General features: G+C 44.8%; 20 protein-coding genes, 1 tRNA gene and 1 pseudogene. 13 read left to right on the top strand and 9 right to left on the bottom strand.

The features are described from left to right. Positions 1–79 precede the first annotated feature (79 nt). The 3 genes from AB4513_RS06455 to AB4513_RS06445 all read left to right on the top strand — a co-directional run bounded on the left by AB4513_RS06455 (position 80) and on the right by AB4513_RS06445 (position 2980). Positions 80–373 (top strand): HU family DNA-binding protein, encoded by a 294-nt coding sequence (locus tag AB4513_RS06455; protein WP_012604504.1) that lies wholly within the window; start codon positions 80–82, stop codon positions 371–373. A 220-nt stretch (positions 374–593) separates the two neighbouring features. Then, positions 594–2459, top strand: a complete 1866-nt coding sequence (gene ppiD / locus AB4513_RS06450) for a peptidylprolyl isomerase (protein WP_009847281.1) — start codon at positions 594–596, stop codon at positions 2457–2459. A gap of 221 nt (positions 2460–2680) precedes the next feature. Beyond that, positions 2681–2980 (top strand): ComEA family DNA-binding protein, encoded by a 300-nt coding sequence (locus AB4513_RS06445; RefSeq protein WP_009847280.1) that lies wholly within the window; start codon positions 2681–2683, stop codon positions 2978–2980. Here AB4513_RS06445 and rrtA read toward each other — a convergent pair. Then, positions 2977–3519: a rhombosortase gene (gene rrtA / locus AB4513_RS06440; protein WP_032555260.1), complete on the bottom strand. Its 543-nt coding sequence runs from the start codon at positions 3517–3519 to the stop codon at positions 2977–2979. The genes AB4513_RS06445 and rrtA overlap by 4 nt on opposite strands. A gap of 9 nt (positions 3520–3528) precedes the next feature. Between rrtA and AB4513_RS06435 the strand changes: the two genes are divergently transcribed. After that, complete coding sequence (locus tag AB4513_RS06435) at positions 3529–4128, top strand: tRNA-uridine aminocarboxypropyltransferase (RefSeq protein WP_032555259.1); 600 nt, start codon at positions 3529–3531, stop codon at positions 4126–4128. Between the two features lie 26 nt (positions 4129–4154). Here the strand turns inward: AB4513_RS06435 and AB4513_RS06430 are convergent, their stop codons facing one another. The 3 genes from AB4513_RS06430 to AB4513_RS06420 form a co-directional block, all read right to left on the bottom strand. After that, on the bottom strand, positions 4155–5498 hold the full coding sequence (locus tag AB4513_RS06430; RefSeq protein WP_032555258.1) for an anti-phage deoxyguanosine triphosphatase: 1344 nt from the start codon (positions 5496–5498) through the stop codon (positions 4155–4157). A gap of 54 nt (positions 5499–5552) precedes the next feature. Further along, entirely contained in the window at positions 5553–6137 is a 585-nt protein-coding gene (yfbR, locus tag AB4513_RS06425) for a 5'-deoxynucleotidase (protein WP_009847276.1), read from the bottom strand. Between the two features lie 331 nt (positions 6138–6468). After that, a complete protein-coding gene (locus AB4513_RS06420) occupies positions 6469–7701 on the bottom strand; it encodes a pyridoxal phosphate-dependent aminotransferase (protein WP_009847275.1) in 1233 nt (410 codons plus the stop codon). Positions 7702–7996: 295 nt separating this feature from the next. Here AB4513_RS06420 and AB4513_RS06415 point away from each other — a divergent pair, with 295 nt between their 5' ends. The 6 genes from AB4513_RS06415 (at position 7997) to menE (ending at position 15376) form a co-directional block, all read left to right on the top strand. Beyond that, positions 7997–9304 carry an isochorismate synthase MenF gene (locus AB4513_RS06415; RefSeq protein WP_009847274.1) on the top strand — a complete coding sequence of 436 codons (1308 nt, stop codon included), beginning with the start codon at positions 7997–7999 and terminating at the stop codon, positions 9302–9304. Continuing rightward, the gene (gene menD, locus AB4513_RS06410) at positions 9301–11025 is read left to right on the top strand and encodes a 2-succinyl-5-enolpyruvyl-6-hydroxy-3-cyclohexene-1-carboxylic-acid synthase (protein WP_009847273.1); all 1725 of its coding nucleotides are present in this window, start codon (positions 9301–9303) and stop codon (positions 11023–11025) included. Before AB4513_RS06415 ends, menD begins: the two co-directional genes overlap by 4 nt. Positions 11026–11034: 9 nt before the next feature. After that, positions 11035–11835, top strand: coding sequence for a 2-succinyl-6-hydroxy-2,4-cyclohexadiene-1-carboxylate synthase (gene menH / locus AB4513_RS06405; RefSeq protein WP_009847272.1), 801 nt, complete (start codon positions 11035–11037; stop codon positions 11833–11835). Between the two features lie 102 nt (positions 11836–11937). Then, the gene (menB, locus tag AB4513_RS06400) at positions 11938–12804 is read left to right on the top strand and encodes a 1,4-dihydroxy-2-naphthoyl-CoA synthase (RefSeq protein WP_009847271.1); all 867 of its coding nucleotides are present in this window, start codon (positions 11938–11940) and stop codon (positions 12802–12804) included. 75 nt (positions 12805–12879) lie between these two features. Further along, complete coding sequence (menC, locus tag AB4513_RS06395) at positions 12880–13887, top strand: o-succinylbenzoate synthase (protein ID WP_102257782.1); 1008 nt, start codon at positions 12880–12882, stop codon at positions 13885–13887. Between the two features lie 52 nt (positions 13888–13939). Next, positions 13940–15376, top strand: coding sequence for an o-succinylbenzoate--CoA ligase (gene menE / locus AB4513_RS06390; protein ID WP_032555257.1), 1437 nt, complete (start codon positions 13940–13942; stop codon positions 15374–15376). 145 nt (positions 15377–15521) lie between these two features. Here the strand turns inward: menE and nagE are convergent. Further along, positions 15522–16968: pseudogene (nagE, locus tag AB4513_RS06385) on the bottom strand (N-acetylglucosamine-specific PTS transporter subunit IIBC). 193 nt (positions 16969–17161) lie between these two features. Between nagE and AB4513_RS06380 the strand changes: the two are divergent. Both AB4513_RS06380 and AB4513_RS06375 read left to right on the top strand, forming a co-directional pair. Next, the gene (locus AB4513_RS06380; RefSeq protein WP_017098789.1) at positions 17162–18040 is read left to right on the top strand and encodes a LysR substrate-binding domain-containing protein; all 879 of its coding nucleotides are present in this window, start codon (positions 17162–17164) and stop codon (positions 18038–18040) included. A gap of 106 nt (positions 18041–18146) precedes the next feature. Next, positions 18147–18314 carry a hypothetical protein gene (locus tag AB4513_RS06375; RefSeq protein ID WP_017100591.1) on the top strand — a complete coding sequence of 56 codons (168 nt, stop codon included), beginning with the start codon at positions 18147–18149 and terminating at the stop codon, positions 18312–18314. 153 nt (positions 18315–18467) lie between these two features. Here the strand turns inward: AB4513_RS06375 and AB4513_RS06370 are convergent, their stop codons facing one another. From AB4513_RS06370 to AB4513_RS06360, 3 genes are all read right to left on the bottom strand, one after another. Then, positions 18468–19388 carry a YeiH family protein gene (locus tag AB4513_RS06370; protein WP_029223440.1) on the bottom strand — a complete coding sequence of 307 codons (921 nt, stop codon included), beginning with the start codon at positions 19386–19388 and terminating at the stop codon, positions 18468–18470. 144 nt (positions 19389–19532) lie between these two features. After that, entirely contained in the window at positions 19533–21407 is a 1875-nt protein-coding gene (locus AB4513_RS06365) for an MFS transporter (RefSeq protein ID WP_102257783.1), read from the bottom strand. Between the two features lie 17 nt (positions 21408–21424). Further along, on the bottom strand, positions 21425–22015 hold the full coding sequence (locus AB4513_RS06360; RefSeq protein ID WP_012604487.1) for a TetR/AcrR family transcriptional regulator: 591 nt from the start codon (positions 22013–22015) through the stop codon (positions 21425–21427). 197 nt (positions 22016–22212) lie between these two features. On the opposite strand from AB4513_RS06360, the gene AB4513_RS06355 reads away from it, so the two are divergent. Then, positions 22213–23136 (top strand): Tim44 domain-containing protein, encoded by a 924-nt coding sequence (locus tag AB4513_RS06355; protein ID WP_102257784.1) that lies wholly within the window; start codon positions 22213–22215, stop codon positions 23134–23136. 472 nt (positions 23137–23608) lie between these two features. Here AB4513_RS06355 and AB4513_RS06350 read toward each other — a convergent pair. Then, positions 23609–23693 (bottom strand) — tRNA-Tyr (locus AB4513_RS06350). Positions 23694–23729: the final 36 nt, after the last annotated feature.

Below are 23729 nucleotides of genomic sequence, written 5' to 3'. Positions count from 1 at the left end.
GCGGCAGCCCTTTTGTAATAAGGCTTGCGGCTAAATTAAAACCAAAATGGAACGTACAGTCATCGAGAAGTAGTCACAGATGACACATAGGGGAAAAACAGTGAATAAAACACAACTAGTAGAATCAATCGCAGAAAACGCAGACATCTCTAAAGCTTCAGCTGGTCGCGCTCTAGACGCTTTCATCGAAGCAGTTGGCACAACGCTACAATCAGGCGACCAAGTTGCACTTGTTGGCTTTGGTACTTTCAGTGTTCGTACTCGTGCTGCTCGTACAGGTCGTAACCCAAAAACTGGTGAAGAGATCCAAATCGCAGAAGCTAAAGTACCTGGCTTCAAAGCGGGTAAAGCACTTAAAGACGCATGTAACTAATTTTTGTTGCTGAAACCTCGAGTTTTGTGAGGGGAAGGCAGTAATATGCGTTTACTGTTTGAACAATGATGTTTCATTTTTAAACAGTATATGTGCAAAGCACATTGAACTTATTTAAATTATGCGCATCCTACTGATGCGCATTTCTTTTTCTGATAATATCGCGTGAATAGATTTTTATTTTGAAGCCAATGCTTCATATCCGGAGAGCACTTAAATTATGATGGATCGATTACGCGAAGGCGTGAATAGCATCGCGGTAAAAATTATCCTTGGGTTGATTATCCTGTCATTCGTATTCGCAGGTGTAGGCAGCTACATCACCGGTGGCGGTAACAACGCAGCAGCTAAAGTTGGCAACACAGAAATTGCTCGTGGTGAGTTCGAACAAGCTTACCAAAACGAACGTAATCGCATGCAATCTCAACTTGGCGATTACTTCGCTCAAATGCTTGCAGACCCTACATACGTTGAGTCTTTCCGTAAGTCAGTACTTGATCGCATGATCAACGATGTTCTACTTGAGCAGCAAGCAGAGTCTCTAGGCCTACGAATCAGTGATTCTCAAATCCGTACCATGATTCTAGAAATGCCTCAGTTCCAAACGGCTGGTCAATTTGACCAAGAAGTTTACCAATCGGCATTACGTCGTGCAGGTTTCAGCGCAGAAAGCTTCGCTGAATACATGCGTCGTGACCTAATGCGTAACCAGCTTGTTACTGCACTTCAAGGCAGTGAATTTGTTCTTCAAGGCGAAATTGATATTCAGAGCAAGCTTATTGCTCAAACTCGTGACATTCGTACAGTGACACTGTCTGTTGCTGACCTAGCGAAAAATATCGAGTTAACTGACGAGCAAATCGAACTGTACTACCAAGAGAACCCTGCGGCTTACACTCGTCCAGAGCAGGCCAAGGTGTCTTACATCGAACTTTCTGCTGAAGCTCTTAAATCGCAGCTTGAAGTTAGCGATGAGGAAGCACAGAAATACTACCAAGAGCACCTAGACAAGTACTCTACTGAAGAGCAACGCAAAGTTAGTCACATCCTAGTTCAAGGTGATGACGAAGCGAAAGCACAGTCTATCTTAGACGAGCTAAATGCAGGCGCTGATTTTGCTACGCTAGCAGAAGAGAAATCTGACGACTTCGGTAGTGCAGACGTTGGCGGTGACCTAGGTTGGATTGAACGTGATGTTATGGACCCAGCATTCGAAGACGCGGCTTTCGCTCTTGTGAATATTGGCGATACAACTGGCCTAGTTAAATCTGATTTTGGCTACCACATCATCAAGCTAGATGAACTAAAAGCATCTCAAGCTCAGCCTTACACTGAAGTAGCGGCAGAGATTAAGACAGAGCTTCTAGACCAACACGCAGTTGATCAGTTCTACGAGCAACAGACTGAACTTGAAAAAGTAGCGTTTGAATTCCCAGATTCTCTAGACGACTCTGCTGAAGCTATCAACGCAAAGATCACGACGACTGATTTCATCTCTCAAGCTGATGCTCCAGAAGTTCTGATGACGCCTGCAGTAATGCAAGCTATCTTGAGCCCTGAAGTGAAAGAAGACGGTTTGAACTCTGAAGTTATCGAAGTGGCTCCTGAGCACGTTATTGTTGTACGTGTAGAAGAGACTCGCGACGAAACAGTTCTTCCTTTAGCAGAAGTGAAAGATCAAGTTGTAGCTGCATTGTCTGCTGTAAAAGCAGAGCAACAAGCGGTAGAGCTAGGTGTTTCTCTAGTGAACGAACTCAAGCAAGGTAATGAAGCGGTACTGGCGGATAACAGCCTTGAGTTTACTGAACTTGAAACCATTGACCGTAATTCTCCATTAGCTGCATCTGTATTCGCTCTAGTGAAACCAGAAGCCGGCCAAGCTGTGTTCGGACAATCTAAAGACCAAGACGGTAACATCGTTGTTGTTGAGCTTTCTAAAGTAACGGCTGAAATCAACCCTGCTTACAGCACACAACTTGGTGCACAGTTAGAGCGCGTTGGTAATCAACAAGACCTTACTAATGTACTAAACGTACTGCGTAAAAATGCAGACGTTGAATACTACATCGTTGGTCAAGCTCAATAAGCTTTGAATTTACTCGGTAGTCTTCTGCCGAGTAATGCAACTTGAGAATACAACTTGAAAGTAGTGCAGCAACTCGGTTTGCGAGCTAGCTAACAAATTGATGAAAATTAGATGTATAACGAAGCGGGTCACTTAGGTGACCCGCTTTATTTTTGTCTGGTGAGTGTTTTATCTAGCGCAGCAAATGCATAAGTTACGTTTTTTGAACAAAGGAACGGTTTATGCGCACGATATATTCAACATTATTTCTTACATTTCTGATTCTGTTAAGCCCCGCAGCGTATGCAGACAGCCCAACTAAGGCAGAGCTTTACGATGGCATTGAGATTACGGTCAATATCAATACCGCGACAGCTGAAGAGCTGTCAGCGCTATTGGTTGGTGTGGGGGATAAGAAAGCTCAAGAGATCGTCGATTACAGGGATCAAAACGGGGCATTTACGACTGCTGATGATTTGGTGAGTGTGAAAGGTATAGGTGAAGCCACGGTTAACAAGAACCGCGAAAGAATTCAACTTTAATCCGTTTGTCTACTTGTTAGAAATGAAGCGATAGATATGAAGCCTCCGGCCAATGCACCTGCTAGGTGGGCTTCAATCGCGACACGAGCATTAATCAGTTCACCAGTTGTGCTAGAAGGGCCAACAAGCTGCTCCCAAGCGATTTTAGCGATTAATCCCAACACTAACAGCCAACTTGATCTCCTACCGTTTAAAGCCTCACTGAGCGCGAATAAGCCAAATAACCCATGCAAAGAGCCTGATAGGCCAACATAGATCTGAATACTCGAAAACAACAGGGCGATCCCAGTCACTAAACTAATCACAAGCAGAGCAAGAACAAGCTGTTTTTTACTCGGTTGAAACAGATAGCTGATGATCCATAAGCCTGCTAGATTCATCAGAAGGTGCGAGTAGTTGGTATGTGAAAAATTTCCTGTTAGGATCCGCCACCATTGCCCCTCGGCAATCGCATTGCTATCCCATACGACCCAAGCTTGTATTGGCTCAAATTGGAATAAGACGCATAAAAGTGAAGTGAAAATTAAAACAGGGTACACATTAAATCCATGTCTCGTTATTGCCCCCAATGCAGCAAGGCTTTGAAAGCTTGTATTTGTCAGTGGGTTACACCACTCGAATCGAATGTTGAGCTTATCATTCTTCAGCACCCATCAGAAGAGCATCGCCCGATGGGTACTGCGCGTATCCTCTCGTTATCCCTAAATAACAGCGTGACGCTTGTCGGTGAAGATTTTTCAGACAACGAACAATTGAACGCATTGCTGGCCAATGAACATTACCAACATGTGATTTTATACCCAAGTGAAAACTCTGTTTCAGTTGAGTCGGCAACATCTCCAAATAAGAAGCTGCGTGTGATTTTATTGGATGGCACGTGGAAGAAGGCGTTCAAAATGTGGCAAGTATCGAGTAACTTGCATGCGCTGAATACGGTTCACTTGCCGAAAGATCTCAAGGGTAATTACCGAATTCGCAAAGCGCCAAGTGAAAACAGCCTTTCGACAGTAGAGGCGGGTTATCATCTGTTGAGCTTGTTAGAAAATGATCGAGACTTTAGCCCTCTGCTAACGGCATTTGACCGAATGATTCAGTTTCAAATCAATCAAATGCCACCGGGCGTGTTTGAGAAAAACTACTTAGATTAAGCTGTTTCAGTAAAGTGAGCCAGGAATTAAAACTCGGTATGAGCTGAGAACAGTTGCTGATGCATTTTCTGCGCAAGATCATCGGTCATTGATGAAATGTAATCCGCAATCACGCGCATTTTTCGAGACTCATCTTGATGTTGTAGCCATTGCTTCTTGATAGGTAGTGGCAGCAAGCGTTCAGGATCTGCGCTGAATGCTTCAAACATATCCATGATAATCTGCTGACCTTTATATTCTATCACTTGAACCTGTGGCACTTGAATCACGAACTCGCTGACAAAATGTTTCAGTTTGTCGAGTGTGGCGTCCATGCTCGGTTCAAGCACCGCATTGTAAGCAAGCAGTACATTCTCAAATCTAGCATCTACTCGTTCAATCGAAATACTGGTCAACAGAGCGTTGACTATCCCACCAATCGCATCCTTTCGACGATACTGCTCACCAGAGAAAAGCATCTCTGTGATTGAATCTAGGTGTTCACAAACCCAAGGGTCGGCCATCTCTTTAAGTTGAGGGTAAGCCGACTCGACCCATTGAGATTTGGTGACAGAGCCAAGCACAATCGCATCTTCTAAATCGTGCACGCCATACGCGATGTCATCAGCCAGCTCCATGATTGAACAATCAAGTGACTTATATTTGGTCTTATTGTGCTCAAGTGGCTCTGTATGCGTTTTTCTTTTCTGTTTTAGAAGCTGTTGGTCGCTGCTTGAAAGCGGCTCCATTACCCAGTTAAAAAGCTCTTCATCATGATCGTAGATGCCTTTTGCTGGCATCCAATCTTTGGCTCGGAGCTGTCGTTGATGCTTAACAGGCTCAGACTGTAATTTAGCTTGAACCTCACTAAGCAGAGAAGGGTACTTAATCAGACCTAACAGAGTTCGTCGAGACAGGTTCATCCCGTGATGTTCAGTGTAAGGTTCTAGCTGCGTGACAATGCGAAATGTTTGAGCATTGCCCTCAAAGCCACCATGATCGCGCATCATATAGTTCAACGCGACTTCGCCACCGTGCCCATAAGGTGGGTGGCCAATGTCGTGAGCAAGACACAATGAATCAATCAAACTGTCTGAAGGCAACAAATCTCGAAACTCGGGCTGCTTTTTTTTCAGCTGGGCAACGATACCGGTACCTAGCTGAGCGGCTTCTAGCGAATGAGTAAGGCGAGTTCGGTGGAAATCGTTTACCGTGGTGCCATGAACTTGGGTTTTTGCTTGGAGGCGGCGAAAAGCGGCAGAGTGAAGCACCCGCGCACGATCGCGTTGATACGGGCTACGGTGGTCATCACGCCTTATTTTATGTTCATCGTCATTTCGATGTTGCCATTCTTGTTCGAGTTCAAAGGGTGGTTCGAGTGGAGAATTCAAAATAGCACCTATCAAATTGATTTATTTAGCTAATTACATTCAACTTATACCCAGCTAGCTTATCTCGTCTAGTGATAATTCAAAGCTCGGCGCAAATGTGGTGAGAAAGTAGTCCATTTCCGGGCTTTTACGCTGTTCGAGAGTCTCTTCTAGTCGGCGTTTCGCTTGTTCGTACTCATGGTTGCCCGCACTGAGTTCCTCCAAACACTTGAGGTAAGCGCAGATAGTGTCGGCTTGCTTAACGATGCTTTGCTCTTCTTTGTTTGCTGTTCCAGATATCAAAAACGGGGAGAAGTCGTCTCGGAACTCTTCTGGCAGCATTGAAAGCAGTCTTTGCTCTGCTGCCGCTTCTATCTTCTTATACTCTTGTGCGATGTCTGGATTGTAGTATTTAACTGGCGTCGGCAAATCACCTGTTAGCACTTCACTGGTATCGTGGTACATGCCAAGCAGAGCAATGTGTTCTGGGTTGAGTTTGCCATCAAACTTCTTGTTTTTGATAAGCGCCAAGGCGTGGGCGACGAAAGCGACCTGTAGGCTATGCTCTGAAATGTTCTCGCTTGAGACTGAGCGCATCAGGGGCCAGCGTTGAATCAGCTTCATACGGGCAAGATGGGCAAAGAAATGGCTTTGTTTCATAAGAGTCCTTTTAGTACCAATCGTAGTAAATAACTGGTCATCCTAGCTTGTTAAAAAACTCGATAACTTTGTTAGAATTTTTGATTGTAGAATAACTACTTACCAAAAAAATCTGCCTTGTTCTCAAGTTTTTTCCCTGCGCTATTTCTGAAAACTTACTTACTGTGATTGGTATAAGCAATGCTCCACTCGTATCTTGTGTTTGCACAGGGACACGAGACAGCGGATACAAAAAAGGCTCCTAAATAGGAGCCTTTTAAGCATAGAAGTGAATGAATACAAGTTAAAGTCTTTTAAAACAGCAAATTGTAGCCATCTTTCTTTGTGCTTATTAACCTTCGATGAGGTCGTCTTGGCTGTAGGTCTGTAAGAAGCGCTCTAGACGACCAATCGCGATTTCTAGATCTTCGATATGTGGCAGAGTCACGATGCGGAAGTGATCCGGTTTTGGCCAGTTGAAGCCAGTACCTTGAACCAATAGCACCTTCTCTTGCTTAAGGAAGTCGAGCACAAACTTCTGATCGTCTTTGATGTTGTACATCTTGGTGTCGATCTTAGGGAACAGGTACATCGCGCCTTTCGGTTTAACACAAGAAACGCCAGGGATCTTGTTGATTAGCTCCCATGCGCGGTCGCGTTGCTCAAGTAGTCGGCCGCCTGGCAGAATCAGTTCATTAATACTCTGATAGCCGCCGAGCGCGGTTTGGATCGCGTGTTGCATTGGCACGTTGGCACACAAACGCATCGAGGCGAGCATTTCTAGCCCTTCGACATAGCCTTTCGCGATGTGTTTCGGACCCGTTAAGAACATCCAACCACCACGGAACCCACATACACGGTAAGCCTTAGACAGACCGTTGAATGTCACCATGAGTACGTCTTCGGCAAGCGTTGCAACTGAAGTGTGTACCGCACCGTCGTAAAGTACTTTGTCGTAGATTTCATCAGCGAAGATGATCAAACCGTGCTCACGAGCAATCTCAACAACTTGTAATAGGAAATCACGGCTGTATACCGCGCCCGTTGGGTTGTTCGGATTGATAAGAACGATGCCGCGAGTCTTTGGTGAGATCTTCGCTCGCATGTCGTCTAGATCTGGATACCAATCAGCATCTTCATCACACATGTAGTGAACCGGCGTGCCGCCAGAAAGCGCAACAGACGCTGTCCATAGTGGGTAGTCCGGAGCGGGAACTAAGATTTCATCACCATTATCCAGTAGCGCCTGCATAGACATAACGATAAGCTCTGATGCGCCGTTACCAATGTAAACATCTTCTACATCAAGGTTACGGAGGCCTTTTTTCTGGTAGTGCTGAACAACCGCTTTGCGGGCTGAATAGATGCCTTTTGAGTCACAGTAACCTTGAGATGTCGGTAGGTTACGGATTACATCAACAAGGATTTCATCAGGGGCGTCAAAACCAAATGGGGCGGGGTTACCGATATTAAGCTTCAGTATTTTATGCCCTTCTTCTTCCATGCGCTTAGCATGTTTGAGTACAGGCCCCCTGATTTCGTAGCATACGCTGTTGAGTTTTGACGACATCCCGATATTTTGCATTGCCGATTTCCTGAAATTAATTTAAATACTTTATTAAAGTACCGCAAAACGGGGTTTGATAGAATAAAAATCTGATGAATGTCGTATTTCAGTGTCACGTTTGGTCTTTTTGTTGTCACTCTTTTCTAAATTTTAATTAATCGCTTGTTTGTTGTTGGCTAAGATGAATAAAGAGGCGGGATCGCTTAAAATCACACGAATGTTCGAAAGATATCGTACATTCTTGATCTAAGTTGGTGCTGCCCATAAAGTATCAAACTAATATAATAATAATTTAGATGTGAACGAGGTCGATTTGTCACATTTCCAGCAAACTGTCTCCGCTTTGATTGAGCGAGTACAAAATGCCCAAGCAAGCGAAGTGCGTTGTGTTGAAGTTCTAACGCAAAAACCATCGTTTGCATTTATTGAATGGCTTCATGCTCAACCACTCTTTCCTAAGTTTTATTGGCAGTCACGTGATACTCGTGAAGAGGTCGTTGCGCTCGGGCAATTACATACTTTTTCTGATCCCGCTCCCGCGTACGCAATTCTTGGTGAAGACCAACGAATCTGGGGTGGGCGCTCGTTTGACGGGCACACCGCAAAAAACCGTCGTTGCATGGAATCGTTTTTCTTCCTTCCTCAGGTTGAACTGATCCGCTTTGACAAGACTTGGTCGTTAGCCGTCAACTTATCTCCTGATCGCGTTGCTTCTATTAATGCTCTAAATAAGCTTTCTGTCGAAGCGGCGATATTGGCCCCTTTGTCAGCGCACATTGAGCAGATTAACCACGTTCCAGAACGAGAGCTGTGGGGCAACCTTGTCGATAAAGTGCTGAAAGGCATTAGCGACGAAGAGTACAAGAAAGTCGTTTTAGCGCGTAAAACCACATTGCAATTGGATGCGCCAATCTGCGCGGCTCAGTTGCTTAAAGCCAGCTATTTGCAAAATCATCACAGTTTCCACTTTATGTTGGTACTGGACTCTAAACACAGTTTCATTGGTTCGACGCCTGAGCGCTTATATAGCCGATATGGTAGTGAGCTTGATACGGAAGCGCTTGCAGGAACCATTGGCCGAGGAGAAAACTCGACCGAGGATATGGAACTAGCAAACTGGCTTTCACAAGACACTAAAAACCTCAATGAGAACCAGTATGTGGTTGACGACATCATTGAGCGCCTCACTCCTCATTCTCAAACGGTTCATGTTGAAAAGGATACGCGTCTTGTGCGCTTGCGTAAGGTGCAGCATCTTAAGCGTAATATCCACGCCCAGCTTAACAATGGCGTTAACGGTGTACAGTTGCTTGCTGCATTACAGCCGACGGCTGCGGTGGCTGGTTTACCGCGTAAAGAGGCGATGGATTTCATTCTTGAACACGAACCGTTTGCTCGAGGGTGGTATGCAGGCTCTGTTGGCTATATTAGCCATCAACGCGCTGAATTCTGTGTCGCGATTCGAAGTGCCTTGATTGTAAACGATCAAGTACAACTGTTTGCGGGTGCCGGGATCGTACCGGGATCGGTTGCTGAACATGAGTGGCAAGAGTTGAATAAGAAAATGTCGACTCTGCTCAGCCTAATTTCAGACCATCCATTACTGGGTGTCGCATCATGAATCATGACCAAGCCGTATTAAATAGAGTTTGGTGTAAGACGTTACTGGAGGAGCTTGCACGCAGCGGTATTGAACATGTTTGTGTTGCACCGGGTTCTCGCTCAACACCATTGACACTCGAAGCCGAAGCCAATCCAAAGTTAACTTTACACACGCACTTTGACGAGCGTGGTCTCGGTTTTTTTGCTCTAGGTTTAGCTAAAGCGAGTGATAAGCCAGTTGCCGTGATTGTTACCTCTGGTACAGCCGTTGCGAACCTTCTTCCTGCGACGGCTGAATCGGGTTTGACACGAGAGAAGCTGATCTTGCTGACGTCTGATCGACCAATAGACTTGGTTGGTTGTGGGGCGAATCAAGCAATTCAGCAACAGGGTATCTTTTCGTCTCATGTTGAAAGCTCTTTAAATCTGCCCAGCCCAACAACACAGACTTCTTTGAATTGGCTTCTGACATCGGTTGATAGCGTACTTGCGAACCAACAAAGTGTTGGCGGTGCGATTCATATCAACTGTCCATTTCCTGAGCCTTTGTATTCAACAAGTAGCGCTGAAATGTATGCACAGTACACATCCAGTATCTCTGGGTGGAAATCGGGAACAGGTTGTTACAGCCAAACGTTTTTACCTAATCAAGTGAATACACAACCGATTGCTCCAGGTGAGTATCTTGGACGTAAGGGTGTGGTTATTCTCGGTTCGCTCGATATTGAACAAGCGACAAAAGCTCAGCAGTTTGCCACTGCATTAGGCTGGCCAGTTTTTTGCGATCCTCAATCAGGTGTCACAAGTGATTGGAAGCATTATGATCTGTGGATGCAGAGTGACGTAGCTAAAGCGCAACTCAATCAATGTGATTTCATCCTTCAGTTCGGTGAGCGTGTTGTTTCTAAGCGCCTTAATCATTGGATAAAGTCGCAAGCTTCATCATTCTGCTCGTCACAATACATTGTTGTGTCACCAGATACGCACCGAATCAACCAAGATCATCTGCCTCAAACCCATATCGTTGCTGATATCGAGTCATGGGTGTCAGAACAGCATTTACCTACCTTGTTAGGTCAACATGCAGGTTGGGCTGCACCTTTGGTCGAAATCGCGAATACGGTTCAACAATTGGCATTGGCACAAATATCCAATAATGACCAACTGACCGAGTTGAGCGTTGCAGTTGACTTGTCGACTAGACTTAAAGACAGAGAGTTGTTTGTGGGAAACAGCTTGATGGTAAGGCTGGTGGATATGCTGTCATCAATATCTGCGAATCAAGTTTACAGTAATCGTGGTGCATCGGGCATTGATGGCTTGGTGGCGACGGCTGCGGGCGTGGTGAAAGCTAATCAAAACCCTTTATTGATGTTGCTCGGTGATACCTCTTTGTTGTACGACCTCAACTCACTGGCCCTGCTTACTCACAATATAACGCCGATGGTGATTGTTGTGAGCAACAATGATGGCGGTGCGATCTTTGACTTGTTGCCTGTTCCTGAGCAACAAAAACAATCTCTATATCAAATGCCCCATGGTTTCGGTTTTGAACATGCCGCTGCGCAATTCCAGCTTGGTTATGCTGCGCCAGAAACCTTGAACGGCTACCAAACTATTATCGAACAACATTTCGAGCAGGGTCAGGGCACCTTGCTCGTTGAAGTTAAGACGCCTCCCGAACAAGCGGCTACTTTGTTGAAACAATTCAGTGCAATGCTCATCGAGGCATTAGCCTAAGGACTTAACATGCTTTACTCCAATTATTACCCAGCTGTACAAGAATCTTCTGACAAACCTTTGCTTGTTTTTCTACATGGTTTACTCGGAAGCGGGGATGATTGGAGCGCATGTCATCCATATCTAGAGGAGTTTCCTCGTCTTTGCATAGATTTGCCCGGGCACGGACAAAGTCGCTTTATCGATCCGGTAGGCTTTGATCATTGCTGCAAGAAAATCGTTCAGTGCATCACTTCTCAACTTGCGCTCAACGATCTTCCTGCGGATTATCCTATCGTGGTGATTGGCTACTCTATGGGTGGTAGGCTTGCCATGTATGGGGTGACAAGCCCTTGCTTCGAAACGCTCAATCTTAAGAAAGTCATTATTGAAGGTGGCAACTTTGGTCTGGAGCGTGATGAAGAACGAGCACAAAGGTTAGTACATGATACGCAATGGGCTGTCCGTTTTGCGCAGCAGTCGATTGAAGATGTTTTAGACGATTGGTATCAACAAAGCGTCTTTTCTTCACTAAATCATGAGCAAAGACAAACTTTGGTCATAAAGCGTAGTGGTAACCTTGGAGTATCCGTAGCAAATATGTTGTTATCTACTTCGTTAGCTAAGCAACCGGATTTACGTGCCACATTGAAATCTCATGAGCATCAATTGCATTATGTGTGTGGTGAAAAAGATCGTAAATTCATGGAGCTAGCTGAGAATAGTGGCTTTGAATATAGTCAGGTTGATTACGCTGGTCATAATGTTCATTTTGAGCAACCAGAGTTGTTTTCCAACCTGATCATCCAATGTATCGCCAGTCGCCGCTAAACTGACTGAGCGGTTCTCTCGTATCAAGCACTATCAAAAGCAGAGCAACACCGTCACGACTATTCGTTAGTCGTGGTCTCTAATAGAACAATGGGAATCACCATGGCTAAAACAGTAGGCATCACAGAAGAAGAACTTTACGCAGCAGTTAACTGGCGCGATGAAAGCAGTCAATTTGAAGATATTCAGTACCACAAGTCTGACGACGGTATTGCGAAAATCACGATTGCTCGTCCTCAAGTCCACAATGCGTTCCGTCCACAAACCGTAAAAGAGATGATCAATGCATTGGCTGATGCTCGTTATGACGAGAAGGTTGGCGTAATCATTTTGACGGGTCTTGGTGAGAAGGCGTTCTGTTCTGGTGGTGACCAAAGTATCCGTGGTGATTACGGCGGTTATCAAGATGATTCAGGTACACATCACCTGAACGTGCTTGATTTCCAACGTCAAATTCGTACTTGTCCAAAACCCGTTATCGCAGCGGTATCGGGGTGGGCAGTCGGTGGCGGTCATGTACTTCACATGATGGCAGACCTTACTATCGCAGCTGAAAACGCTCAGTTCGGTCAGACGGGTCCTAAAGTAGGTTCATTCGATGGCGGTTGGGGTGCTTCTTACATGGCTCGTATCGTTGGTCAGAAGAAAGCACGTGAAATTTGGTTCTTGTGTCGTTTCTACGATGCTAAAGAAGCATTGGACATGGGCCTGGTAAACACCGTAGTGCCTGTTGCCGACCTAGAAAAAGAAACCGTTCGTTGGTGTCGTGAAGTGCTTCAACATAGCCCAATGGCGCTGCGTTGCTTGAAAGCTGCACTAAACGCAGACTGTGATGGCCAAGCCGGCCTACAAGAGTTGGCGGGTAACGCAACCATGATGTTCTACATGACAGAAGAAGGCCAAGAAGGCCGAAACGCATTCAACGAGAAGCGTCGACCTGATTTCGACAAATTTCCGCGTAACCCATAGTCTTTCTCTTCTTTAAAGTGAGTCGCTAATAGCGGCTCGTTTTGTTTTGATGTTCCCCGTTTTTTAGGAAACTTTATGAACTCAGTGAATTCTCAGCGTCACGCTAAACTCTACCGTTATCAATTGCCTATGGATAGTGGTGTGATTCTTCGTGACAATAAGTTGAACGAACGCGTTGGCTATATCATCCAACTAGAGTGTGATGGTAAAACTGGTTTTGGCGAAGTCGCACCTTTGCCAGGTTTTAGCCAAGAAAATGCCGAACAAGCTGGCATTCAGCTTCAACACGAATTAGAGCTTTGGAGCCACAATAACCCTCAAACGCCTTTTGATGAGCTATATCCTTCTGTTGCGTTTGGCTTTTCGATGGCGATGTTGGAATTACGAGGCGAACTCAATGCTGAAGGTAACTACCAAGCCGCGCCGTTGTGTACAGGAGACCCAGATGAACTGATCCCTGTGCTGAATGAGATGAAAGGCGAGAAGGTCGCGAAAGTGAAAGTCGGTCTCTACGAAGCGATTCGCGATGGCATGTTGGTTAGCTTATTTCTTGAGTCGATCCCTGATTTGACCCTAAGACTTGATGCTAACCGTGCTTGGAAGCCAGAGAAAGCGAAGCAGTTCATTAAGTACATTTCGCCGTCACTGCGTCAGCGTATTAGCTTTATTGAAGAGCCTTGCCAAAAACCAGAAGACAGCTTGGCATTTGCCATTGACCATGGCGTAGCGATTGCGTGGGACGAAACATTGCAAGAAGCGGTGCGTAGTCCAGAGTTTGATCTTAGCGACCTCACAGGTGTTAAAGCTGTTGTGATCAAGCCAACTCTTATTGGTTCTGTAGCGCGTTGTGTGGCAATCATTGAGCGTGCACAACAACTCGGTATCAAACCAGTACTAAGCTCAAGCATAGAGTCTAGCCTTGGCTTAACTCAGATTGCTCGATTAGCACAACAATACTTACCTAATGAAGTGCCGGGGCTTGATACTATTGGTTTGTATCAACAACAACTCGAAGTCTCTTGGCCGGGTTGTCAGCTTCCGGTTTCTACTCTTGAACAGCAACAATTGATTTGGTCTTCTTAAGCTGATCGTTCGATTGGCTTAGACCGTTTTCAATCTATAACTTGGTTATCTTATGATGCGCCCACAATCTAATCATCACCCGCTTTGGGTACAGTGGGCGCAGCAAAACCCACATCAGACAGCGTTAGTGACTACTCACCACACTTATACTTGGCAGCAAGTGTCTGTGCTAGTGAGTGAGTACCAACAACAGCTATCTCATCAAGGTCTATCTGAAGGTGATGTACTGACGATTGTTGGTAAGAATCAAGCTGAAGTGATTTCTGCTTATCTTGCCGCACTTAATTTGGGTGTTATTTGCGCTTTAACCATGCCTCAACCTCGCTTACGCCTGAAGAAAAAGCTCGATTCCTTATATCAAGCGGGTCAACAAAGCTACCTTTGGCTTTTGGACAGTAGCGGGATAGAGCAATCAGAGACTGTTGATTTAAATACTCAGTTGGTGACCTTGTCTTGCTTAAATGAAGTGAAGGTCGATGGTGATGATAATCGGATAACGACATCTCAAGACTCCAGCTTCAATCCTCAAAACCTTGCAAGCATCGTATTCACTTCTGGCTCTACCGGAAACCCGAAAGCGGTGGCTCACACGTTGCAGCAACACTTATGTTCAGCTCAGGGGTTACTAGATGTTTTCAACTTTGAACAAGCTGACACATGGTTACTGAGTTTACCGATGTACCATGTGTCGGGATTGGCGATTGTCCATCGTTGGTTGGCGGCTGGTGGCTGCATCAAAATAGGGTCAGGTAAGCTTGAGTCAGACATCGAAGGTTGCAGTCATGCCTCTTTAGTGGCGACTCAACTACATAGGTTATTGCAGAGTAAGCAAGCACTTACTTTAACTCATGTGCTTTTAGGCGGTAGCCATATCCCAGAAGCGCTAGGGTTTGAAGCTCAACAAATGGGCATTGAAACTTGGCTTGGATACGGCATGACAGAAGCGGCTTCAACAGTGACCGCGAAGCCAGTCGATTCTAGTAATACTGCAGGTTTTGTTCTCGACCAACGCCAGTTAAAAATTGAAGACCAACGTATCTTTATTGGCGGTAATACGCTTGCTTCAGGTTATTACTATCAGGGCGAGTTAACACCGTTGGTGGATGAGAACGGTTGGTTCGACAGTAAAGATCTCGGCGAATGGGATGGCGAACAAGTGTCGATTATTGGTCGCGCTGATAATCAGTTTATTTCTGGGGGAGAGAATATCCACTGTGAAGAAATTGAACGAGCACTGAATCAGTTATCTTTAATCAATCAGGCGTTTATCGTTCCAATTGAAGATGATGAGTTCGGGTTTCGACCTGTCGCTATTGTGGATTGTACGGAGTTACCAACCAAAGAATGGTTTGCCGAGCAATTAAATGGCCGTCTTGAACGGTTCAAATTTCCTGTCGAGTACTATCGAATGCCTCATCAAGAACAGCTAGGTATTAAGGTTTCACGCGCAGGGTTGGCACAATGGTTACAGCAGATACGTTCTAAATAGAGCTGAGAACAATAAAACGAAGCGCAATACACGGTGACTAGTCGTAATTGCGCTTCAGGGGGTTGTGATGGTGGTGAAACCATCACAAATTCTTAATATTCTATCTGGTCATTAAGGCTTTTATCTTTGCATCTGGCTGTTTAGCTTAAGCGAGTGCCTTCTTCATTTGTTCAGCAACCTTATCTACCTTACCTAAACCGATAATGACTTGTAGGCCACCTTTTCCAATAGGCACGACGCCTGCAGCACCTAGTTTTTTCAGTTTGTCACTGTCTGCTACTGACGAGTCTTTTACTGTTAAGCGTAAGCGAGTAATACAGTTGTCCACTTCTAGAATGTTGTCTGCACCACCAATAGCTTCGATGTAGTTGTTGGTTAGGCTAACTAACGCTTCTGGAGATTTTGTCTCGCCTTCTGCTTCCATCTCTTCACCGCGACCCGGAGTACGTAGATTAAACTTGATGATAGCGAAACGGAAAATACCGTAGTAAAGCGCGAAGAACACTACACCTTGAACTAATAACATGTACCAGTTAGTCGCTAACGGGTTTTGGCTTGATAGCACCAAGTCAACAAAGCCTGCAGAGAAGCCAAAACCTGCCATCCATTCCATGCTTGCTGCAATGTAAAGCGACAGACCTGTTAACACAGCGTGCACTAGGAACAATACAGGTGCTAGAAACATAAAGCTGAACTCTAGAGGCTCAGTGATGCCTGTGAAGAACGAAGCCATTGCTGCGGCAAGCATGATTGCGAATACTTGGTTCTTGTTTTTTCGCGTCAGCGCAGTGGTACATCGCCAATGCTGCTGCTGGTAAACCAAACATCATGATAGGGAAGAAGCCTGCTTGGTACATGCCAGTTTTACCCGGAATACCCGTACCGTTAGCGATAGATTGTGCACCGCCGAGGAAGTTTGGAATATCGTTAATACCCACAACGTCGAACCAGAACACAGGATAAAGGGCGTGGTGCATGCCGACTGATAGGAACAAACGGTTGAAGAATCCAAACAGACCGGCACCAACTGCGCCCATGCTTTCTAGTTTAATTCCTAGAACGATCAGAGCATCGTAAACAGCAGGCCAGATGTAAAGAAGGGTAAAAGAAAGCGCCATACCTGCGATTGAGGTAAGGATAGGAACCAAACGCTTACCGCTGAAGAAAGCTAAAGCTTGAGGAAGATCAACGGTGGAGTAGCGGTTATAGATTTCAGCGGAGATAATACCGACAATAATACCCACGAATTGATTGCTGATTTTGCCAAATGCTGCTGGTACTTCACTTAACTCAACATCCATTAATTGAGCAACTGAGCCTGGAGCCAGTAGAGTGGTCACGACAAGGAACATCACAAAACCGGACAGTGCCGCAGAACCATTCTTATCACGGCTTAAACCAAATGCGACACCCACCGCGAACAGAACCGCCATGTTGTCGATGATCGCACCACCTGATTTGATCAAAAATGCGGCCAGAATACTCTCTGAACCCCAACCAACAGGATCCAACCAGTAGCCGATCCCCATAAGGATTGCTGCAGCTGGCAGTGTGGCTACGGGAACCATCAATGCCTTACCTACTTTTTGCATATACCCAAGTATATTCATACGTGCCCCTAAGTTTGTAATTAATTTTTTTAATGTTTCTGCTCGTCAACGTATGGAGTTAAATATTGATCGAAGCAGGGTTTTAAGTAACTGCGGCTATTAGAGACTTATTTCTTAATGCAAACAAACGAAACGGGTAGTACTATGAATTAAAATTTTTAATGCATGAGTTCGTATGGCTAACCATCAATCTTTACTTAGAAATCTTCATACTTTTAATGTTGCTGCCGAGAAAATGAGCTTTACGTTAGCCGCGAAAAAGTTGCATTTGACTCAGGGAGCCGTTAGCCATCGAATCAAAGTGTTGGAAGGTGAACTCGGATTTAACTTGTTTGTGCGAGGCACTCGTAAACTGGAATTGACCGAAGAAGGGCAACGCTTTCAACGCACGTTATCCAAGTCGTTGAGCTCTATTTTTGGTGAGATCGAAGACATTACCAACACCGACTTGTACGGTCAGATAAATATCGGTACCAGTCCTGCCTTTGCTAACAGTTGGTTGCTACCAAGGCTAGCTGATTTCAAACAGCGATACCCAAAGTTCAACCTCAATATTTTCTCTCAAGAAGAGCAAGACTTTCATCAAAATCACCTCGATGTCGCTATTTACTATGGTGCTGAAGATCTAAAAGATATGCATCGCCAGCGTCTGTTTGGTGAAAAGTATATTCCGGTATGTACACCGAGTTATGCCGCTGAACACGATATCTTTGATGATGGTTTAGAGTCGTTACACCGGATTAATTTCATTCATGCGCTAGGCTCTGATGTGTGGCAGCGTTGGATTAAGCACAATCAACTCGATGTAAATCTGTTTGAGCAGTTTTATTGTGTGAGCCACCGAGACATGGGCGTGCAGAGTGCTCTGCATAATATCGGTGTGGCAATGGGGCGTTATCATTTTGTTAAGCCGTACATTGAGACTGGTGAGCTCATAACGCCTTATCCAAGTATGGATACTGATAAAGGATACGAATTGATCTGTCCGTTAGGCACTGAAAAGCGACCTAAGGTAAGAACGTTTATTAAGTGGCTAGAGGGGCAGTTACGCTAGGTTAGTTAATTTAGCAATTAGATAGTTCAAAACAGAATTTATTATCTTTATAACCATCCATCATAATAAGCTCTATAAATAACGGATTATAGAATAAGGTCTTATTATGAAAGTCGCCCTCATCATTGCGGTTTTGCTGCAGATAGGCCAAGCGCTCGTTTCGTCAGGACTGACTCGTTCATTGGCTGAACTTACTGCATTTGTGCTGGTTGTGGTACTTGTTTTAATGAAAAGAGAGAGCAAGAAGAGTGATAAGCCCCTGTTTGATTCGTGATTGTTGTAACAAAGAATATCTTTACTACAAACGATAGGGGCAAAGCCCATTAGAGCTTTGCCTTTTTGTTTTGTTGCTCGTTAATCTGAGTGTCTGGTTAATACATTAACCAATCTACAGTGCTTCTTTACGTATTGGGTGTAATTAGGCGTATTATGCGAGAGTTAACCACGCTAATGAGCCTGTCGAAATCATCGTCCACATTGTAATACCAAACATCAATGGCTTCGGCCCAGCAGCTTTAAGCTTCTCAACTGAAATACCGCAACCAATCAAGAATAGACACACCACCAATGCACGCTTAGACACATCAAAGATACCTTGATAGACCATCTCAAATTGTGGCAATAAGTCACTAACAGCAATAGCAGCGCAATAGAAGAAAATGAAGTAAGGAATCGTAATCTTCTTTTGATCGTTCTTGAAGATCATCGCACTGACTAACGCGATTGGGATAATCCAAAGTGCGCGAGCGAGCTTCAATGTGGTTGCTGTGGTCAGTGCTTCTTCGCCATATGCTGATGCTGCGCCTACTACAGACGATGTATCGTGAATCGCGATTGCAGCCCATGTTCCGAAAGTTTGTTGGCTTAACTCTAGTGCATGGCCAATCATTGGGAACAAGAAAAGGGCGACCGAGTTCAACACAAATACAGTGGCTAACGCTAAGCCAATCTGTTCATCATCGGCTTTGATGGCCGGTGCTACGGCGGCAATAGCGCTACCACCACAAATTGCGGTACCAGAAGAGATAAGGTAACCCGTGGTGCGATCTAATCCCATGCGTTTTGCCAAGAACCAACCAATGACCAAGGTACCAATAATCGTCGTTACAATGAGGCCAATACCATCGCCTGTTACCGCTAATGCTTTCTCAAACTGAATGCCAAAGCCTAAGCCGACAATCGAGTAGGCCAGTAGCTTCTTGGTGAGTTTGCCTACTTCTAGATGCTCAGGGACTAAACCTAAGCTCGCAAGAAGGAAACCGATCACGAGTGCCGTCGGTGAACTCACCCATGGGGTTAAGCAAAACAGAGCAGCAAGATAAAATGGAACAGACTTTTTTAGATTCATTATATTTAATTCGTCGCGTCTAGTATTGGCAGCGTAGTGGAAGACTATACGCTTAACGCAATGGTAAGTAAGTCTAAATGAATTGAACAAACGTTAAGTAAAACTAAACGTTTGTTCAGCTGATATGAATAAAGGCTTGGTTATTTAGCGTATTGAGCCGCGAAGATCAGAGACTGACTGTCGAAGCGTGTCGCATGAAGCTTCTTTGGCTAGCATAGGTTCGGCAGCTTCTATCTCTAACTTGGCCCTGAAACGGGTAGGTAGCCCCTTGAAAGCTTGACCTTTATAACGACTGAAGTAACTGCCCCATAACCCTTTAAGTGCCATTGGAATCACAGGTACAGGAGATCGTTTGATAATCAGCTCCATGCCACGCATGAATTCGGCTACTTCGCCATCAGCGGTTAGCTTGCCTTCAGGGAAAATACAGACGATGTGCCCTTCATCTAGGGCTCGTTCAACTTCTTTGAAAGCGTTTCTAATCGAGTTTCGGTTGGTTGCGGAGATTGGAATAACTCCTGCTCTTTTTAAGAATCGACGTAGTGGAGGCAGCTTGGCGTAATCCTCTTCCATCACAAACCGAATCAAGCGAGGGCAAACCGCACTCAGAAGCAGTGCATCCATATAACTCACATGGTTGCAAACGATCAGTGCGCCGCCATTCTCTGGAAGATGGTGTAAGTTCTTGTGCTTAACTCGGTACATGGTGTGAGTGACCACCCATGTAAAGAAACGGAAAGCGTAGATAGGCACCTGATAAAACAGGTACAGCATAACCAAAGTATTCCCTATCGCGAGCAACACAAATAGTTGTGGAATAGAAAGATCGAGAACACTCAGGCAAACAATACCTAAAACGGCGCTTCCCACCATGAATAGTGAATTGTAGATGTTGAGCCCGGCAATCACTTGAGCGCGTTCATCTGGTTTCGCTCGTAACTGCATCAGAGAATACAGAGGAACAATGAAGATACCGCCAGAGATACCCAATAGCAGAAGATAAGCAAACAGCGGCCACAGCTCTGAATACGTCACGAATTGATGGAAAGAGGTAAATTCAGGCAAGGACTCAGGAATGGATATCGCCATCAATAGCCCAAAAATCGACATACCTAGGCTACCCATTGGTACGATTCCGATTTCAATTCTGTGATTTGACAACTTATCACAAGCCAAAGAACCTATAGCAATACCGACCGAGAAAAGAGCTAACAAAAAGGCAACCGAGCTTTCAGTGCCGTTCAAGTGGAGCTTTGTGAAGTTTGGAAACTGAGTTAGGTAAGCAGCGCCAAGGAACCAGAACCAGCTGATAGACATCAGTGCTTGAAACGTTGGGCGATCTTTTTTTGCAATCGCCAGTGTCGCGCGGGTTAGCTTTACTGGCTGCCACTTCACTTTCAGATCTGGTGCGTTACTTGGCGCTTGTGGAATAAAGCAGCTTGATACATAGCCAAGCACGGCGAAAGAAACAATACATACCGCAGCAATGAGCTTCGCGCTTTCTTCAGATGCAATAATACCGGCACCTAGAGTACCAATAAGGATGGCTAAGAATGTGCCGGTTTCGACTAAAGCGTTGCCGGATACCAGCTCTTTTGTTTCTAACTGTTGTGGAAGCAGTGCGTATTTCACCGGGCCAAAGAAGGCACTTTGCGTTCCCATTAGGAACAGAAGTAGGAGTAGTATCCCGTAGCTTTCGTAGATAAACCCGATCGCGCCCAATGACATGATCGCCACTTCAAGGAGCTTAACTTTACGTATAAACCAAGATTTTTCGTATTTGTCAGCCAGTACACCAGCCAAAGCAGAAAACAGGAAGAAGGGCAGAATAAAAAGACCAGCGGCCAAATTAATGAATAGATTGCTGGAAATAGGCAGCGTATCTACGCTTGCGAAAGCAACAAACAGTAACAGAACATTTTTGAATATGTTGTCATTAAAGGCGCCTAGAAATTGAGTAATAAAGTAGGGTAGGAACCTTTTTTGCGTTAACAGCGAAGATTGGCTGCTGTTGTTCATTGTCTTTCCTTGGATGATTACCAGTTGGTTAAGTAGTTTGAGATTAGGTTATTGATCAACTCTTTACCATCGATAGGTTCAGAGGCGAAAAATTTATCATCAACGCTAAGTAGAGTAATTCCATGTACTCCAGACCATAATACACGGCTGGCTTTAATGACTTCGCTTTCTGTGTGTTCAGGCGCAATAGCTACCAGCAATTGCTCTAACATACCTGTCATTCTATCAATACGGTTCGATTGCCATTCAGGAAGGTTTTCACCATTCATGTTGTGCTCAAAGATAAGCTGCCAACGGTGAGGGTGTTTTTGTGCAAAATCGTGATAGCAGTATGCAAGATTGAAAAGAGCCTGTTGAGGGTTGCTCGATTGTTCAACCGCAGAAGCAGATTGGGACGACAGTTCATCTAATGTTTGAGCAACAACGTGTAAAAGGAGTAGGTTGTAGTTACCAAATACATTCACCAAGGTGCTAGGGACATAACCAATCATATTGGCAATTTTACGTAGACTTAGCTCGTGATAAGAGTGCTCTTCTAAGAAGTCGGTTACCGTCTTTAAGGTTAATTGCACTAATTGTTCGCGAGTATGATCGTTTCGTCTTGCCATGAGTACTTTCTATTAAATGAACATCGTTCAATATTTTAATGCTGCCCCAGAGTGCCGTCAATCCCTTCGCTAGTTTAGTAATCAATTAATAGCCGCAATATTATGATACATGTGTAAACGTCGTGAATATTTCATTGTTCTTTGTTAACGAGTATGATTAAGGTGTCGAAAGATAAAAAAACCTATAAAGGATAATAATGAAACGATTTTTCTCACTAGTCGCGATCCTGTTGGTAACAGTCGCGGTGACGCCAATCGCGGAAGCGAAAAAGTTTGGTGGTGGTAAGTCATTTGGCAAAAGCTTTAAAACGGCTCCAGCACCAAAACAACAAAACACAAATTCGATCCGACAAGATCAAACGGGCAAGAAAACAGCAGCAGCTAACTCTAGCAAGAAAGGCCTTATGGGCGGTCTGCTAGGTGGTTTACTTGCTGGTGGTCTTTTAGCTGCATTCTTTGGTGGCGCATTTGAAGGTATCCAGTTCATGGATATTTTAATCATGGGTCTGATTGCTTTCCTAGCATTTAAATTCCTACGCGGAATGTTGGGCGCGAAGCAGGGCTCAATGAATCAGCAGAATGCACGTGGCCAACAGCCAGCATTCGGCGGCATGGGTCAGAACAAGTTTGAACAACCTAAGCAACAACCAAATGTTCATAACTTCGAGCAAGCACAGCCTCAATCACAACCTCATTCGCAAAATAGCGCTGGTTGTTTCGGTTTTGGTGCACAAAGCGATGTTCCACATAACTACCCACCAGGTTTTGATCAAGCGGCATTCATCAACGGTTCTCGTGAGCACTACCGTACACTGCAAGGTGCATGGAATCACAACGAGCTAAATACGATTGAAGAATACGTATCTCCAAGCCTATTTGAAGACCTAAAAGCTGAGCGTAACAAGCTAGACGGTGATCAGCACACAGACGTAATGTACGTTGATGCTGAAATCGTTCGCGCAGATCACGATGGTAGTAAAGCACAGCTAAGCCTTCAGTTTAGCGGTCGCTACCGTGACACCGCAGACGGCATTGAAGAAGATATCACTGATATCTGGCACTTAGAGCGTGACCTAACGACTCAAAATGCACCTTGGTTAATTGTTGGTATTCAAGGTTAATTCCAGGATTTAACTAAACATCAATAGGATGTAGTTATTCGGAATGACACCAAATAATATAAAGCCCCTGCTGAGAAATCATCAGGGCTTTTTTGCGTCTAATGATATGTATCTATAAGTCGCAGCAGGGAAATTGGCTTTGAGCTTTTTTTGGGTGGGGGAGAAGAGTTTTAGACTCACGGGACAATGCCAATATGACTAACACGTGGTGAACCGACAAAGAACATGTATCGACCAATTGCTTAGGCTGCGTTGCTTATCTGGTTTGTGAGCGTCATGTTGAAGTGTGGGATCACTGATGTTTGAATAGGCTAGTTCGCTTAGTCTTTTTTGCAGTATTGGGTTGGTGTAAGTTGAGGACCGTGTTTAGAAAGATAAGTTTAGAAAGACACGTTTAGAAGGATACAGAGCTCAGAAACGAAAAAAGCCAACTCAATGAGTTGGCTTTTCGATTTTCCAATTAAGGAGAATATGGTGGAGGGAGACGGATTCGAACCATCGAAGGCAGTGCCGGCAGATTTACAGTCTGCTCCCTTTGGCCACTCGGGAACCCCTCCAGGGTGTGTCTTACTCTTCACAAAGTAAGCCTAAAT

Origin of the sequence: Vibrio sp. 10N.222.54.E6, from assembly GCF_041473955.1 — a bacterium.
In the GTDB taxonomy this organism is placed as follows: Bacteria; Pseudomonadota; Gammaproteobacteria; order Enterobacterales; family Vibrionaceae; genus Vibrio; species Vibrio tasmaniensis_A.
This window is presented reverse-complemented; position numbering and strand designations above follow the sequence as displayed.